Source organism: Chryseobacterium sp. UF-81 (genome assembly GCF_058245105.1).
Genome location: NZ_JBSIBX010000008.1, coordinates 120,757 through 135,641 on the forward strand (window position 1 = coordinate 120,757; position 14,885 = coordinate 135,641).

The 14,885-nt window shown below is 37.6% G+C and carries 17 protein-coding genes and 1 tRNA gene; 4 read left to right on the top strand and 14 right to left on the bottom strand.

Going from position 1 to position 14,885, the window contains the following annotated elements:
* Positions 1-35 precede the first annotated feature (35 nt).
* From AC4IFE_RS12645 to holA, 6 genes are all read right to left on the bottom strand, one after another.
* The gene (locus AC4IFE_RS12645) at positions 36-1,520 is read right to left on the bottom strand and encodes a xylulokinase (protein WP_490757543.1); all 1,485 of its coding nucleotides are present in this window, start codon (positions 1,518-1,520) and stop codon (positions 36-38) included.
* A 15-nt stretch (positions 1,521-1,535) separates the two neighbouring features.
* Positions 1,536-2,261, bottom strand: coding sequence for an NUDIX hydrolase (locus tag AC4IFE_RS12650; RefSeq protein WP_490757544.1), 726 nt, complete (start codon positions 2,259-2,261; stop codon positions 1,536-1,538).
* 746 nt (positions 2,262-3,007) lie between these two features.
* Positions 3,008-3,092, bottom strand: a tRNA-Ser gene (locus tag AC4IFE_RS12655).
* Between the two features lie 125 nt (positions 3,093-3,217).
* Positions 3,218-3,445, bottom strand: coding sequence for a glyceraldehyde-3-phosphate dehydrogenase (locus AC4IFE_RS12660; protein WP_490757545.1), 228 nt, complete (start codon positions 3,443-3,445; stop codon positions 3,218-3,220).
* A gap of 671 nt (positions 3,446-4,116) precedes the next feature.
* On the bottom strand, positions 4,117-5,058 hold the full coding sequence (gene trxB / locus AC4IFE_RS12665; protein ID WP_490757546.1) for a thioredoxin-disulfide reductase: 942 nt from the start codon (positions 5,056-5,058) through the stop codon (positions 4,117-4,119).
* Between the two features lie 223 nt (positions 5,059-5,281).
* Complete coding sequence (holA, locus tag AC4IFE_RS12670; protein ID WP_490757547.1) at positions 5,282-6,319, bottom strand: DNA polymerase III subunit delta; 1,038 nt, start codon at positions 6,317-6,319, stop codon at positions 5,282-5,284.
* Positions 6,320-6,326: 7 nt separating this feature from the next.
* On the opposite strand from holA, the gene AC4IFE_RS12675 reads away from it, so the two are divergent.
* The 3 genes from AC4IFE_RS12675 to AC4IFE_RS12685 all read left to right on the top strand — a co-directional run bounded on the left by AC4IFE_RS12675 (position 6,327) and on the right by AC4IFE_RS12685 (position 8,568).
* Entirely contained in the window at positions 6,327-6,758 is a 432-nt protein-coding gene (locus AC4IFE_RS12675) for a type I restriction enzyme HsdR N-terminal domain-containing protein (protein ID WP_306845863.1), read from the top strand.
* A gap of 337 nt (positions 6,759-7,095) precedes the next feature.
* Complete coding sequence (locus AC4IFE_RS12680; protein ID WP_490757548.1) at positions 7,096-7,707, top strand: HAD family hydrolase; 612 nt, start codon at positions 7,096-7,098, stop codon at positions 7,705-7,707.
* A gap of 117 nt (positions 7,708-7,824) precedes the next feature.
* Entirely contained in the window at positions 7,825-8,568 is a 744-nt protein-coding gene (locus AC4IFE_RS12685) for a dienelactone hydrolase family protein (RefSeq protein ID WP_490757549.1), read from the top strand.
* Positions 8,569-8,862: 294 nt separating this feature from the next.
* On the opposite strand, the gene AC4IFE_RS12690 is transcribed toward AC4IFE_RS12685, so the two are convergent.
* From AC4IFE_RS12690 to AC4IFE_RS12715, 6 genes are read right to left on the bottom strand one after another with little or no spacing between them, the layout of a single operon-like run.
* The gene (locus AC4IFE_RS12690) at positions 8,863-9,222 is read right to left on the bottom strand and encodes a cupin domain-containing protein (protein WP_490757550.1); all 360 of its coding nucleotides are present in this window, start codon (positions 9,220-9,222) and stop codon (positions 8,863-8,865) included.
* The gene (locus tag AC4IFE_RS12695) at positions 9,219-9,746 is read right to left on the bottom strand and encodes a GNAT family N-acetyltransferase (RefSeq protein WP_490757551.1); all 528 of its coding nucleotides are present in this window, start codon (positions 9,744-9,746) and stop codon (positions 9,219-9,221) included. The genes AC4IFE_RS12690 and AC4IFE_RS12695 overlap by 4 nt, the downstream gene beginning before the upstream one ends.
* Before the next feature lie 3 nt (positions 9,747-9,749).
* Positions 9,750-10,355 carry a DUF2911 domain-containing protein gene (locus tag AC4IFE_RS12700; RefSeq protein ID WP_490757552.1) on the bottom strand — a complete coding sequence of 202 codons (606 nt, stop codon included), beginning with the start codon at positions 10,353-10,355 and terminating at the stop codon, positions 9,750-9,752.
* Between the two features lie 29 nt (positions 10,356-10,384).
* Positions 10,385-10,897 (bottom strand): methylated-DNA--[protein]-cysteine S-methyltransferase, encoded by a 513-nt coding sequence (locus AC4IFE_RS12705; protein WP_490757553.1) that lies wholly within the window; start codon positions 10,895-10,897, stop codon positions 10,385-10,387.
* Between the two features lie 43 nt (positions 10,898-10,940).
* Positions 10,941-11,489 (bottom strand): DinB family protein, encoded by a 549-nt coding sequence (locus tag AC4IFE_RS12710; protein WP_490757554.1) that lies wholly within the window; start codon positions 11,487-11,489, stop codon positions 10,941-10,943.
* 54 nt (positions 11,490-11,543) lie between these two features.
* Positions 11,544-12,062: a Crp/Fnr family transcriptional regulator gene (locus tag AC4IFE_RS12715; RefSeq protein WP_490757555.1), complete on the bottom strand. Its 519-nt coding sequence runs from the start codon at positions 12,060-12,062 to the stop codon at positions 11,544-11,546.
* 76 nt (positions 12,063-12,138) lie between these two features.
* On the opposite strand from AC4IFE_RS12715, the gene AC4IFE_RS12720 reads away from it, so the two are divergent.
* Positions 12,139-12,993, top strand: coding sequence for a hypothetical protein (locus tag AC4IFE_RS12720; protein WP_490757556.1), 855 nt, complete (start codon positions 12,139-12,141; stop codon positions 12,991-12,993).
* 9 nt (positions 12,994-13,002) lie between these two features.
* Here the strand turns inward: AC4IFE_RS12720 and AC4IFE_RS12725 are convergent, their stop codons facing one another.
* Together AC4IFE_RS12725 and AC4IFE_RS12730 are read right to left on the bottom strand one after the other, a co-directional pair.
* A complete protein-coding gene (locus AC4IFE_RS12725) occupies positions 13,003-14,049 on the bottom strand; it encodes a bifunctional transcriptional activator/DNA repair enzyme AdaA (RefSeq protein ID WP_490757557.1) in 1,047 nt (348 codons plus the stop codon).
* A gap of 2 nt (positions 14,050-14,051) precedes the next feature.
* Positions 14,052-14,822, bottom strand: coding sequence for an isocitrate lyase/PEP mutase family protein (locus tag AC4IFE_RS12730; protein WP_490757558.1), 771 nt, complete (start codon positions 14,820-14,822; stop codon positions 14,052-14,054).
* Positions 14,823-14,885 lie beyond the last annotated feature (63 nt).

The window sequence follows — 14,885 nt, forward strand, 5'->3', positions numbered from 1 at the left end:
AGTCAGTAAGAGGATGAAAATACTGTTGTAATCGTCTAGATTATTTCGTTAAGATGATGTTTCCATCTGGCATAGGCTTCTAAATATTGTTCTTGTTTTTCGTGTTCAGGCTCTATCACCGCTATTTTTTCAAGTGAAGAAAATGCTTCTCCGGAATCTGAATAAAATCCTATTCCCATTCCTGCAGCTCTTGCTGCTCCTACCGCTCCATCGGTATCATAAAGTTCAATAACTGCATTGCTGACACTGGAGAGCGACTGGCGAAAAATTGAACTTAAAAACATGTTGGCATTTCCTGCACGGATCACCTGGATATCCATTCCGATATTTCTCATGATATCCATTCCGTATTCATAAGAGAATACAATACCTTCCTGCGCCGCACGCAGAATATCTCCCTTAGCATGTATGTTGAAATTAATTCCGTGAATCGAACAGCTTGTATCTTTGTTTTCCAACACCCTTTCAGCTCCGTTTCCAAAAGGAATAATACTTAATCCTTTTGCACCAATAGGTGAAAGTGAAGCCATATCATTCATGTCACCATAAGAAGAAAGTGAGGTTGCGAAATTATGCTTTAACCAGGAATTTAAAATGCCGGTTCCGTTGATACACAGTAAAACTCCCAGTCTGATCTGTTCCGGTGTATAATTGACATGGGCAAATGTATTTACTCTTGATAACTTATCATATTCCAGCTGGTCCAAAACTCCATATACCACTCCCGAAGTTCCTGCTGTAGAGGCAATTTCTCCCGGATTAAAAACATTCAGGGAAAGAGCATTGTTGGGCTGGTCTCCTGCCCTGTATGAAATAGGTGTACCTTCTTTTAAGCCTAATTCCTCCGCTGCTGGCCTGGAAACGGTTGCCTGGATTCCAAACGTCGGGACAATTTCAGGAAAAAAGCTTTTCGGGATCTCATAGTAGTTTATAATATCTTCCGAAATACAGTTGTTTTTAAAATCCCAGAATATTCCTTCTGATAATCCCTCAATTGTCATTCCTATTTGTCCCGAAAGTCTCATTGCAATATAGTCTCCCGGAAGCATTATTTTATCTATCTTTTCAAAAATTTCAGGTTCGTTTTCTTTTACCCAGGCAAGTTTTGATACCGTAAAATTTCCTGGTGAGTTTAAAAGATGTGAAAGGCATTTTTCTTCTCCTATTGTTTTGAACGCTTTTTCCCCATAAGGCACAGCACGGCTGTCACACCAGATAATTGACGGTCTTAAAAGGTTCTGGTCCTTATCTACCAGAATCAGACCATGCATCTGCCAGGTAATTCCAATACCTTTAATATCTTCAGCATGTACTCCGGATTCATGCATAACAGCTTCATGTGCCAATTTCAGATTGGTCCACCAGTCAACCGGGTTTTGCTCTGCCCATCCCGGATTTATAGCAGTGATTTTCATCTCTTTTTTGGGAGAAAATTCAGAAGCAATCACTTTTCCGCTGGACGCCTCAACGAGACACACTTTCACAGAAGAACTGCCAATGTCATAGCCTAGTAAGTACATAATTTTTTAAAAGGGTTATTTTATAAGTTTTGTATTGTTTTTCTTGTAAATCTTAGCATCAAACCTGTAGTATCTTGCTGCGCGGTGTGATACATCTTTTTGAATTTCGTCCAAAGGAACAATATAGGGGAATGAAGATATTTTTTTATGAAAATTCTTAATATCAATATTTTTTTCATTTAAGGCACTGTAGAGCTGATAAAGCTGTCTTATGGTAAATCTTTTAGGCAGCAGCTCAAAAATAATGGAAAAATCAGATTCAATCCATTTTCTGATCTCCATCAAAGATTCATCGATAATTTTATTATGATCAAAAGGCAATGCCGGAACCTCACCGATAGGATACCAGTCTACAGTATCATATTTTGTACTGTTGATCTTATGGTCTATTTTACAAAGAGAAAGATAGGCCACTGTAATGATCCTGTCTATATGATGTTTGTATTCCTGATCCATCCATTTGATATCATGTGCATTGCTTGCTCTCATAGGATCAGCAAAGCATTTGAACTGTTTGAGAACCATTTTTTTAATCCCTGTAAGTTCATGAAGTACCCTTTGTGCAGCATCATCTACATCTTCATCACTGAAAATCAAGCTTCCTGGAAGTTTGATCTGTTTTTCCAGTGGTACATCATCAATATGGCGTTGTACTAATAATATGTTCAACCGATTTTCGTGGTCAAATCCAAAGACAACACAATCTACAGAGACATAGGTATGAATAAAGTTCTGATTCATTAGTTCGTTAACATTTTGGTAACATTACAAATATAAAAATTCATCTGAATAAAAAAAATAAATCTATCATTATCTATTGCTTATCAATACGTTACATATCGAATTTTTATGATATGAATTGAATAAAAATTATGATAAGGTTATCATTAATTTTACACTTTCTTATTTCATAAGGCATATATTCACAATTAGTTGCAATACCAGAATACCAGAAAACTGATCATTTTTTTTGAATAAATTTTATGATAAGAAGAATCGTAATTTTTTCGTTTTATCTGCAAAAAAAAATGTAAAAAACACACTTTTCATTATTAAATAGCTACTAAAACCACCCTTTTCTTTACCAATTTTCGTGGTCTATCAGAAAAAGTTTTATAAAACAATGAATTTGCAGTCAAGATTATCGTTGGTGAAGGAACGGTAAAAGTTGCTGAAAAGAAAAAGCAATTACAGAAAAATAAGGAAAACTATATTCAATTGAAGAGAAATGGATAAAGAATGAATTGACAAGGATACCTATGGCTGCTGTTATTCTATCTGCAGTGCAGAGATTATAACCCTGAAAGCAAATACTGAAAAATTGAGTGCCGATAGAAATCTTGCATTTGAAATACCGGAAAATAAATTGGATCTACAGACAGACCTATATGATTTATCAGAAACAATTTAAAAAAGGGAATTTGCTTAAAAATAAAGGAAAAGGATTGTACAAAAAAAGAGGGTCTTTTAATAAAAGACCCTCTTAGCGGAGAGAGAGGGATTCGAACCCCCGGACCTGTTACAGTCAATAGTTTTCAAGACTATCGCAATCGACCACTCTGCCATCTCTCCTGAATAACGGCTATACCGTTGTTTTCAGTGGTGCAAATATAAAACGATTTTACAGTTCTGCAAAACTTTTCCGGGAGAAATTTTAACGAAGCTTAATAATAGACTTAAAATCAGGCGAATTATTTTTAGAGCGCTTTGACTTCTTCTCTGTCTACTATGGCAATGAAACTGTTTTTTATAAGATCCGATGGATACACAAACTGATCTCCATTTTCTCCCTTTACAACAATGGCTGCCTGTTCATCGTTCAGGCATTTGTCCAGCTGGCTTTGCATTTCATTCAATCTTCCATCCGGAATTTCAATGATATAGGTTCCTGTGACGTGTTTTATTTTTATGATTTTACTGTGCATATTAATTTTTTGATTGGGATTTAAATTTAAGTATTTTCTCTGAAAATATAAAGGATTGAATTTTCAATCATAGAAAGATTTGCATTTTGCAAATTTTGATAATTGGGACATTCCCTCTCCTTCAATTTTTCCTTTTCGTTTCCCCATAATGGTATTAATTTAAAAATTTAATCAAAAATAATTACTCATTCTTCTAGTGATGGCGACTATAAATCTATTTTTAGAAAAATATTATTCAGTCTACTTTTAAATACTTAATACAAACTTAAATTAGTTAATGCTGTCTCGTTCTATTATTTAAACACAAAAGGCACAAAGCTTTTAAATTATTTAAACACTTTAGAGTACTTTAGTTTTAAAAAGTTTTACTAGTCTGAACATAAGAAGAGCACAAAAGCAGAAAATCAAAGATTTTCATAAAACTTAAGTGTACTTCCTGTACGCAATACATTCAACTTAAAATAACTAAAGTGTTTAAGAAAGCTTTTGTAACTTTTGTGGTCGATATATATCTTTTTAAACCACCCCGTCAAAAATTCTTTGAATTTTCGCCACTCCTCCAGAGGAGGGAATGTGATCCCACCAATTAAAATTTTTGTGGTAAGAATGGATAGAGTGAAATAAAAAAAGCGCACCCACCGGGTACGCTCTGTATTGTAAAAAACTGAATATTAATGTAATTCAGCCAGGTATTTCTCTGCATCCATCGCAGCCATACATCCGCTTCCTGCAGCGGTAATCGCTTGTCTGTAAATATGATCCTGAACATCTCCTGCAGCAAAAACTCCCGGAAGATTCGTTCTTGTAGATCCTTTTTCAGTAAGGATATATCCGTTTTCGTCAAGGTCAATCTGTCCTGCGAAAATATCTGTATTCGGTTTGTGTCCGATGGCGATGAAAATACCTTCTACATCAACGGTAGAGGTTTCCTGCGTTTGGTTGTTGATGATCCTTGCTCTTTCTACAAGGCTGTTTTCACCTTCAATACCAATCAGCTCATGATTGAATTTCACTTCAATATTCGGAGTGTTTTCCACTCTGTGGATCATTGCTTTAGAAGCTCTGAAAACGTCTTTTCTTACCAGCATGGTAACCTTTCTGGTAAGCTTTGCAAGATAAGTCGCTTCTTCAGCTGCTGTATCTCCTGCTCCTACTACTACCACGTCTTTTCCTCTGTAAAAGAATCCGTCGCACGTAGCACATGCCGAAACACCGCCTCCTGCATATTTCTTCTCATCGTCAAGGCCAAGATATTTTGCCGTAGCTCCTGTAGAGATAATCACTGTTTTTGCCAGAATTTCCTTGTTTCCGGCATATAATTTGTGAACACCGCCGTTTTCCTTAGAGAATTCAGCTTTGGTGATCATTTCATAATGAACTTTAGTGTCGAATCTTTCCGCCTGTTTCTGAAGGTCCATCATCATTTCAGGTCCTGTAATCCCTGCCGGATACCCTGGAAAGTTATCAACTTCCGTAGTTGTTGTTAATTGTCCGCCCGGCTCCAAACCTGTATACAGTTCAGGTTTTAAGTCTGCTCTTGCTGCATATATTGCCGCTGTGAAACCAGAAGGTCCAGATCCAACGATCACACAATCTAAAATATTTTGCTCCATAAATTTACTTTGTTCAAAAAGATTTTAATTCAGTCCGCTAATTTCGTAATTTTTAATGTTTTATTAAAGTATTTTTAATGATACTTGTCAATATCAAATATGTGAACTGTCGATAAATTGTTTGTGTTTCGGAATGCAGGTTATAATGTGCGGTTACAGATTATTTTCATTTTCTCAGTCCTAAAAACTCTTATACTCTCCCACTTTCAAACCCATCAACTCCTTACACCTTCATCTTAATTTTATCCACGTTGATAATCTTATACACCAGTTCCTTAATCAGTTCAGCTTCTCCCATATTAACGGCACCAAGTCCCTTTCCTTTCATATCAAACTCTCTTAATATGGAAATCACTCTTGTCGCATGTTTTAGAGGATACAGTCTTGCACTTTCTGCATAATCTTTAATAAAATAAGGATTAACGCCCATCTGCGAAGCAATAACCTGTGGCGGCTGCCCGGCCATTGTCTGGTAAATAATCACATTGGAAAAGTAGCTGTAAAGGCTTGCCAGCATCATAACAAAAGGATTGTTCTTTGGATTTTTACCCATAAAATGAGCAATCTTAAAGGCTGCATCAGCATTTTTGGTCCCTAAAGCCTTCTGAAGTTCAAAAACATTATATTCCTTGCTGATCCCGATATGGTTTTCCACGATTGTCCCATCCAGTATTTCACCTTCTTTAAGAATGATCTTCAACTTATTCAGTTCGTTGGCAATTCTTGAAAGATCATTTCCCAGGTATTCTGCAAGCAAATGAGAAATATTGGGAGCTGTTTTAATTTTAAGTCGTGTACATTCATCAGCAATCCATTTCGGAAGATTGGTATCTCTCACAGATTCGCTTAGGAAAAGAACCTTTGCTTTGTCCAAAGCTTTTGTGGCTTTTTTTCTGCTATCCAGTTTCTTATGCTTATGGGCAAAAACCAGCACGGTGGATGGTACAGGATTTTCAACATAGGCTTCCAGAACTCTGTTTTCCTCTTCATTAAATTTCAGATCCTGAGCTTCTTTTACAATGATCACCTGCTTGTCCCCCATCATCGGGAACTGTCTTGCCAGGGAAAGAATTTCCTGATAGGAAGTATCTTTTCCGTATACAACGGTCTGGTTAAAAGCTTTTTCATCTTCCTCCAGAAAGTCATGTTCTAACACTTTTACAACAGCATCAATAAAGTAAGGTTCTTCTCCGTGGAAAAAATAAATAGGTAAAACTTCTTTATTTTTAATATTTTTGAGGATTAAATCTAATTCTTTCATCTTATTAATGGAACTTCCAAAACTGAATTTTCAGGAAACTTTTGATTTTAAATTCAAGAAAGACAAAGATAAGTTTTTTATTTATGACTTGATCCGCAAAACTTATCTTCTCCTTACCCCTGAGGAATGGGTAAGGCAGCACTGGGTACACTATTATCTTACCGTAAAAGCCTATTCCCGGTCGGCAATTATAACCGAAAAAAAGATCCTGCTGAACGGTCTTACCAAAAGAATAGACCTGCTTGTTACCGAAAAAACAGAACCCATTATCCTGATTGAATGCAAGGCGCCACAAATTAAGCTCACAGAAAAAACATTTGAACAGACCGCGCGGTACAATTCCATTATCGGAGCGAAAGAAATTATCCTGACGAATGGGCTCCAGCATATCAATGCGTACTATGAAAACGGGCAGTATCAATTCTATAAACCGGAGTAAACTTTCTCACCACAAATTTTTAATTGCCGGGATCACATTCCCATCCTCCGGAGGGGTGGCGAAAATTCAAAGAATTTTTGACGGGATGGTTTAAAAAGATATATATTGACCACAAAAGTCACAAAAGCTTTTTTAAACACTTTAGTTATTTTAAGCTAAATGTATTGCGTACAAGAAGTACACTTAAGTTTTTATGAAAACCTCTGATTTCCCACTTTGCGCTCTTAGCACTTTCAGAATGATAAACTTTTGAAACTAAAGTGATCTAAAATGTTTATTAGTAAAAACTTTTGCGACTTTTGTGGTTAAATAAAATTTAAAAAATTTAAAAATATATATGGAAATTAAAAATATCATATTCGATTTTGGCGGCGTACTCATGGATTGGAACCCCAGGTATTTTTTTAAAGACTATTTCAATGACGATGAGAAAATGGAATACTTTCTTGAAAATATTGCCCAGTCGGAATGGAATGAAGAACAGGACCGAGGAAGAAGCCTGGCAGAAGGCACCGATATTCAGGTGAAAAGATTCCCTGAATGGGAAAAGGAGCTCAGAGCTTATTATGACAACTGGCCTGTAATGCTTAAAAGTGATATTCCACAGAACGTAGAGATTTTAAGACGCTTAGGAAATACAGATTATCAATTGTTCGGGCTTACCAACTGGTCTGAAGAAACTTTTCCTTATGCTTTGGAAAATTACGATTTCTTCAGGCTTTTTGATGGAAAGATCGTGGTTTCTGGAACAGAAAAACTGATTAAGCCGGATCCGAAAATCTGGCATGTTCTGCTGGAAAGATATGATCTTAAGGCCAATGAGTCTGTTTTCATCGATGATAATCCTAAAAATATCGAAATGGCCGATTCACTGGGGTTTATTACCATTAAAATCGATCCGGATACTGATCTGGCAAAAGAACTGGCAGATCTGGGAATTCAAGTCTGATAAGCATTTGGTTTATAATAACCTTCATCCTCAATATAAGTTATTTTCTGTAATTTAGTTGAGGATTTTTTATTCATTCTTAGTCAAAACTATTTAACATCTACTAAATTACAGAATATGATACGCAACCTATTATTAACAGCATGCATGATGAGTGCAGGGATTGTTTTTAGTCAAAAATTAAAATCCGTTTCCTATCAGGACGGTTCTCAGAAACTCAACGGCCTGGTTACTTCGAACGCCGGCAAAAAACTTCCGGGTGTGCTGATTCTTCCGGCCTGGAAAGGTATAGACGATGAAGCCAAAACCGCTGCCGCTGAGCTTGAAAAGCAGGGTTATATTGCCTTTATTGCCGATATTTACGGTGAGGGAAATATCCCGGCTGACAATGCTTCTGCCGGCAAAACGTCCGGATATTACAAACAGAATTATGACGCTTACCAGAAACGGATTTCCCTGGCTTTAGAACAATTGAAGAAAAATGGGGCAATTGCTGATAAAATTGCCGTGATCGGATACTGTTTCGGCGGAACTGGAGCTTTAGAATCTGCGAGAGGAAGTCTTCCGGTTGTGGGAGCTGTTTCTATCCACGGAAGTATCGGAAAGGATCAAACCAGAAAAAACGGACCTATTTCTACAAAGATTTTAGTGGAAAATCCGGCTGATGATAAGGGAGTAACGCCGGAAGACTATAACAACTTAATCAAAGAAATGAACGAGGGCAATGCAGATTGGCAGATCATTACTTATGCCCATTCAAAACATACGTTTACCGATCCGAAATCACCGGATTACAATGAGGTAATGGCCAAAAGAGCGTGGAACCATACGCTACTATTCCTGAAAGAGATATTGAAATAAATTCTTTTATTTCAGTGTAACAAGGTAGCAATTTAACAGTACAGCAATACTTACCAACGAATCGGATTGGTATATTGTTACACTGGCACATTGGTTGATTTGCAAATATTTTATCTTATTTAAAAAGATGCTTCGACTCCGCTCAGCATGACAACGCTAATATTAACTGTATTTTTTTTACTGTCATGCTGAGCAGAGTTAAAGCATTATATTACGTAATGTGGTGACAACAAATAAGCAAAATCCGGTAAGCATTTACTCTAGAACCCTCAAACCCTCCGACTCTCAAACTCTTTATTCTTCCCTGTTTACCAGATCCATAGAAAACGCCGGAAGGCAGATGGCAATATATTCGCAGGGTTCTGAGAAAGGGTTGCTGTAACGCACTCTTGCTCCTTTTTCTATTAAAATACTCTGTCCTTTTTCAAGAATAATGATTTCCCCATCTATCTCAAACTGTTTTTTTCCTGAGATAATAAGGGTAAACTCATCGAAATCCGGAGTCTGATGCGGCTCACTCCAGTCCGGTGGTGCTACCATGTGGGCAATGGAAACATTTGAATTTCCTGTAGAATTTCCCCAATGCTCCTCAATCAGTTTTCCGTCTGTGGTAGGAACTACAAATGGTGATTTTTGGATCTTATATTTTTTCATGAATGGTTTTCTTTTTCGATTTCATATACAAAATTAGTTCGTGTAGGCTCTGCATAATAGGCCACTTCCTCTTCTGCGATCTTTTTGCCACCAATTCTTTCCAAAGCAGTCTGGGAACGGAAATTTTCTTTCCCGATATGGAAATGTACTTTGTCTACATACTGGAAGATATAATCAAGCATCATTTTTTTTACTTGGGGATTGATTCCTTTCCCCCATGATTTTGTCCCATAGAAAGTATAGCCTATGAAAATACGGTTTTCGTTTTCATCAAAATTGTAAAAACGTGTACTTCCCAAGACATCACCGGATGATTTTTCAATAATCTTAAAAGCTCCTTCGCTTTCCATCGCTCCTTTAAAAAAGGATTCAAAAACTTCTCTTTTATAGCGGTCCGGATTCGGGTGCTGCTCCCAAACTCTGGGATCGGAGGCTACTTCGTATAAAGACTCAAAATCCCCTTGCTGTAAGGGGATTAGCTTATATTCCTGGTTTTCTAAAACAGGCTGAATTGAAAATTTCATTGTTTAGCTTTTGGTTTTTGCTGCTTCAGCTTCTATTTTCTTAATTTCTTTCAGCTTATCTGCGATCTTAATGACAGCATCTGGTTTTGCCGGTTTCAAAGCAACTTCTGCCTGAGCCATATCCCATTTAATAACAAGGTTACCCGAGTTTTCATCAGTTGGATTCAGGGTGATTTCAAACCACTCCTGCTTGTCAGCCAGTTTGTTCACCGGTACGGTTACATCTACCACATCCTGTTTCGGATCATAGGTATAAGCACCCCATTGCTGGAAATCTTTATTTAATATCACTTTCCATTCTTTTTCTGTGGGAACAATAAAAAGCCCGTACGTTCCTGCCGGAACCATTTTTCCACCAAAATTAACAGACTGTCCGAATGTGATTTTTGTAGATGAGTTCGCGCCTGCCCGCCAAACCTGTCCGTAAGGAACCAGCTCTCCGAAGATCTTACGCCCTTTCACTCCCGGTCTTCCGTAATCAATGCTGATTTTAGACATAGAAAACTGCTGTTCTACCCTCTGACGCGGACTTGCTGCCGGTACTGAGTAATCCTGAGCAAAGCTTAAAGCCGAAGCTGATAGGCAAAGTGCAAATAGTAACTTTTTCACGTGTAAATTTTTGCCTAAATTTACAAAAATCAAAATAAAATAGCCTTCTCTAATTCCAATAATTTTTGCTTTCTCCAGATTCCTCCTGCATAACCTACCAGATCTCCATTTGAACCTATTACACGATGGCAGGGTATCAGAATAGCAATTTTATTGATGCCGTTTGCTGTTCCCACTGCACGTATGGCCTTAGGATTTCCCAAAAACTCTGACTGCTGTTTATAGGTTCTGGTCTCCCCCATCGGAATTTCACGCAGAAGCTGCCAGACCTTTTCCTGAAAAGCGGTTCCGGTAATGTAAAGGGGAACATCAAAAGTTTGTCTTTTCCCTTCAAAATACTCTTCTAATTCATTTTCAAGATGTATAAAATGTTTGTGATCTCCTTGTTCAATATCAGCTTTTAATGCTTTTGATAAGAAGGTAAACTGTTTTTCAAAATTCTTCCGGTCGGTAAACTCAAGAAGGCAGATTCCTTCTTCAACGGCACAGGCCGCCATTTCTCCCAGCGGAGTCTGTATTGTTTTACGGTAAATGATTTCCATAGACCTAAAATTAATAAATATTTGGAATCTTTACTCAAAAACCTCAGCTCACTGAAAGGATTTTTTCTGCCTGACGAATATGTCTTACGTTATGATAAATCACAAAACGAAAAGTATCTCCAAGCTTCAGCCTGATGAGCTTTGAAATACTGATGCCGGTCTTAACGGTATTAAGATCAGTCTCTTTTGCTTTTTCCAGCAGTTCTATTAATTGACATTGCTGCTTTATAAACTCTTTTATGACTTCCTTATCCAGCTGGCTGTGTACCGGATTCATATTTTTGAAGGTTTTCATTTTGTTAAGCTTTTCCTTGGGAAGCATGCTTTCTGCAAAATAATTCCCCAGTATTCCCGCCTTAAAAACAGGTGCGGGAGAAGTTCTTGAAGAAGAAATTCTGTGGCTGATTTCCGGAATATAGAAATTCCCGTAACGGTTAAGATGCTCGAGGCATTCCAATACACTCCAGCTTTCATTTGAAATTCTTGAATTGAGCTTATCATCGGGTTGCCGAAGGAGATCCTCTGTGTATTGTATATGTTTCTTAGTGAGTGTTTTCAGTTCATCCAGTAGTTGTGAGGCGGAAATTTTCATTGATGATTTTTAAGCAAATTTCGGGATCATTTTTTTCTTAAATCTTGACTGAACTCAAGATTTTTTGAGCCTGGACAAAGTTTCCGGAGACATCCTGAGATAGTTGGCAATGTATTTATTGGGGACTTCCTGAAACAGCTTCGGGCTTCTTTTCAATACTCTTTCAAAACGTTCCTTTGGCGAATGGGTCAGCAGGTCTTTTTCTCTTTCGATCTGCTGCAGGACGAGATCTTCCAAAACACCGGCCCAAAATTTTAAATTCTCTTCACCGGACTGAATGAAGCTGTAGAAATCCTTTTTTGCAGCTATTTTTACAGTTGATTTTTTTATCGCCTGAATATAAAAATCTGATGGCTTTCCTGAAAGGAAGGAATCCAGCGAAACAATAATATTCCCGGTATATCCGAAACGGATGATTCTTTCCTCATTTTCGTCCATCATAAAGATCCTGACGCTTCCGTTTTCTATAAAATAAATATCGGTATCTGTACTTCCTGAAATCTTCAGAAATTCATTCCGTTTGAATTCTTTTTTCTCCCAGTGAAGACCACTGTTAAGCAGCTTTTGAATCATCTGATTTTAGTTTTTGCTGTTCCAAAGATAATGGGTAATTTTAAAATTCCGGAATTTAACCCATAATCACATCAGAATGTTCAGAAAACTAAGCATTATATTACTGCTTTCCGCAGGTCTTTTCAGCATCAATGCACAGCAGACGATCCCGTTCAGAATAACAAAACACAATAATATCATCATCAAAACCCTGGTGAATAAAAAGGACTCTCTGGATCTGATGTTCCAGATCGCTATGGAAGATGCGTCGATCTCTCCGGAAAGACACCACAAAGCAGATCATATTATTTTTGATAAGGATGATGTAAGTAATAATAACACGGTACAGATCGGGAAGATGAATTTAAATAATGTCCGTTTTTTCAATAATGAGCTGACGGGCCATGAAGCAGATGGAAAGATCGGAACAGGAATGTTCTCTGGAAAATCATTTAAAATAGATTATGACAACAGCAGGTTTGAAATTTATGATAAAAAACCGGATTTAAAAGGTTACCAAAGCATTATGCTGTTCAATGAGAATGGACAGTTTTTTATTAATGCAGATAATGTCATTGATGGCAAGCAACAGCAGGAAGCCTATTTTCTGCTGCAGTCCGGATATTCCGGGGCTATTCTTTACAGCAACGCTTTTGCAGAAGAAAAAGAGCTGGATAAGCTTTTAAAGATAACTTCGGAAAAAACCATGAAGAACTCTGCCGGAGAAAGTATTGTAACAAAACAGGGAATTCTCCCGTTCTTCAAGCTGAATAACTCTGTTCTGAGGGATGTACCTGCGGGCTTTTTTGCGGGAAAACGTAAAACGCAGGCGGTCAGTTATCTGGGGGCAGATATGCTTAAAAGATTCAACTGGATCTTCGATGCTGACAGAAAAAAAGTGTACATTAAGCCGAGCAAGTATTTTTCTGAGCCTTATTATAAAATGAATTAACGGAGTTATTTAAAATAAGATAGCTCCTTCCAGCTCCAGGAGCTTTTGCTTTCTCCAGATTCCTCCGGCATATCCCACCAGTTCGCCATTTGAGCCTATTACCCGGTGACAGGGAATAATGATCGCAATTTTATTAATTCCATTTGCCGTTCCTACAGCGCGCACGGCTTTAGGATTGCCCAAAAATTCGGATTGCTGTTTGTACGTCCGGGTTTCTCCTATGGGTATTTCAGTCAAAAGCTGCCAGACTCTTTTCTGAAAATCTGTTCCGGTGGTAAAAAGCGGCACATTAAATTTCGTTCTTTTTCCCTCAAAATATTCATTGAGCTCATCTTCCAGCTGTTTAAAGTGCTTATTCTCGCCCTGAACAATTTCTGCATTCATCGCTTTGGACAGCCGGCTGAGTTGACGGTCTATATTTTTTCGGTCTGTAAATTCGAGCAGGCATATTCCTTCTTCGGATGAACAGGCGAACATAGGACCTAATGGGGTCTCCAGCCTTTTCATATCTATAATTTTCCGGCGAACTGTATGTTTAGGTGTCGTGCCAATCACATCTTTAAAGCGTTCATTAAAGCCGCTTAAACTTTCGTAACCTGATTCCAGCGCTGCTTCCATAATGCTTCCGCCATTTTTTATTTTCTTAAATGCTTTATTCATTCTGAATTCTCTCTGAAAAGCCTGAAAAGTCATTCCATGGTTTTTCAGGAACCAGCGCCTGATGGTTACCGGCTCAATATTTCTTTTGAGAAGGTCTGCATCTTTGATTTTTAATGATTCGTTCTGCTGAAGTTCATCCAATAAATCCTGAATATACCTGGGTGTTTCATTCAGTTTTTCAAGCGGTCTGCAAATTTTGCACGGTCTGTAGCCGTTTTCTATCGCTTTTTCTGTATTGATGAAGAATTCTACATTTTCTCTTTTGGGCTTTCTGGCTGTACAGGTTGGACGGCAGAATATACCCGTAGTTTTTACAGCCATCCAGTAAATGCCTTCAAATGAGGAATCTTTTTCTAAAGATGCCTGATACATTCTTTCTTCTGTAAGCTTTATCATATCTAAAAAATTGGGGAAAAGCTCCCGGTCTCACCGATGTTTTTTAGTGCCGTTTCCAATTGTCCATAAATATAACCATTTAAGAAATTTCCGGATGAAATTCTTTTAACACCCAGCCTTTTCAGGGTATTAAAATCCGGAAGTTCAGGCATGGCCATAACACTGAACGGAAGTTTTGCGGCATCGGTAAGGCGTTGAATATCCTGTGTTTCAGTAATACAGGGAACAAAAATCCCGTCTGCTCCTGCTTGTTCTATGATTTTCATCCGCTGCAAAGCTTCTTCTGCTGCATTGTCTACACCGAGCAGAAACGGATCTATTCTGACGTTGACGAAAATCTCAGTGTTCTGTTCTTTTAGTTTTTGAATAACTGCATTTAATTTATTAAAAAAATCGTCTGCACTTAATAATTTTCTGCTACCATCAACAATAACACTATCCTCTATATTGATCCCGACAATGCCAGCCTTAGCCAGTCTGGAGATGTTTGCTGCAATCTCGTCCGTGGTTTTTCCATAACCGCCTTCCAGATCTACGGATAAAGGAATTGATATGGATTTTACAATTCTTCCAATGATATAAAAATATTCATCAAAGCTTATATTTTCACCGTCTTCGTATCCGAGGCTAAATGCTACAGCTGAACTTGAAGTTGCTACTGCCTGGTAGCCCAATTTCTCATAAACCTTAGCACTCTGAACATTCCAAACGTTTCCTATCAATAATGGCTCATTCTGCTGATGCAGTTCTCTGAATTTCTGTATTGCTGTCATTTTATTTTTTTATCAAAAGTAATATGGATGCTGCTTTTATGCAACCGAAAAACGGACAAGTAT

Excerpts from the sequence above, each read along its gene's own strand:
- AC4IFE_RS12645 (WP_490757543.1), bottom strand. The coding sequence starts at position 1,520 with ATGTACTTACTAGGCTATGACATTGGCAGTTCTTCTGTGAAAGTGTGT.
- AC4IFE_RS12650 (WP_490757544.1), bottom strand. The coding sequence starts at position 2,261 with ATGAATCAGAACTTTATTCATACCTATGTCTCTGTAGATTGTGTTGTC.
- AC4IFE_RS12660 (WP_490757545.1), bottom strand. The coding sequence starts at position 3,445 with ATGCACAGTAAAATCATAAAAATAAAACACGTCACAGGAACCTATATC.
- trxB (WP_490757546.1), bottom strand. The coding sequence starts at position 5,058 with ATGGAGCAAAATATTTTAGATTGTGTGATCGTTGGATCTGGACCTTCT.
- holA (WP_490757547.1), bottom strand. The coding sequence starts at position 6,319 with ATGAAAGAATTAGATTTAATCCTCAAAAATATTAAAAATAAAGAAGTT.
- AC4IFE_RS12675 (WP_306845863.1), top strand. The coding sequence starts at position 6,327 with ATGGAACTTCCAAAACTGAATTTTCAGGAAACTTTTGATTTTAAATTC.
- AC4IFE_RS12680 (WP_490757548.1), top strand. The coding sequence starts at position 7,096 with ATGGAAATTAAAAATATCATATTCGATTTTGGCGGCGTACTCATGGAT.
- AC4IFE_RS12685 (WP_490757549.1), top strand. The coding sequence starts at position 7,825 with ATGATACGCAACCTATTATTAACAGCATGCATGATGAGTGCAGGGATT.
- AC4IFE_RS12690 (WP_490757550.1), bottom strand. The coding sequence starts at position 9,222 with ATGAAAAAATATAAGATCCAAAAATCACCATTTGTAGTTCCTACCACA.
- AC4IFE_RS12695 (WP_490757551.1), bottom strand. The coding sequence starts at position 9,746 with ATGAAATTTTCAATTCAGCCTGTTTTAGAAAACCAGGAATATAAGCTA.
- AC4IFE_RS12705 (WP_490757553.1), bottom strand. The coding sequence starts at position 10,897 with ATGGAAATCATTTACCGTAAAACAATACAGACTCCGCTGGGAGAAATG.
- AC4IFE_RS12710 (WP_490757554.1), bottom strand. The coding sequence starts at position 11,489 with ATGAAAATTTCCGCCTCACAACTACTGGATGAACTGAAAACACTCACT.
- AC4IFE_RS12715 (WP_490757555.1), bottom strand. The coding sequence starts at position 12,062 with ATGATTCAAAAGCTGCTTAACAGTGGTCTTCACTGGGAGAAAAAAGAA.
- AC4IFE_RS12720 (WP_490757556.1), top strand. The coding sequence starts at position 12,139 with ATGTTCAGAAAACTAAGCATTATATTACTGCTTTCCGCAGGTCTTTTC.
- AC4IFE_RS12725 (WP_490757557.1), bottom strand. The coding sequence starts at position 14,049 with ATGATAAAGCTTACAGAAGAAAGAATGTATCAGGCATCTTTAGAAAAA.
- AC4IFE_RS12730 (WP_490757558.1), bottom strand. The coding sequence starts at position 14,822 with ATGACAGCAATACAGAAATTCAGAGAACTGCATCAGCAGAATGAGCCA.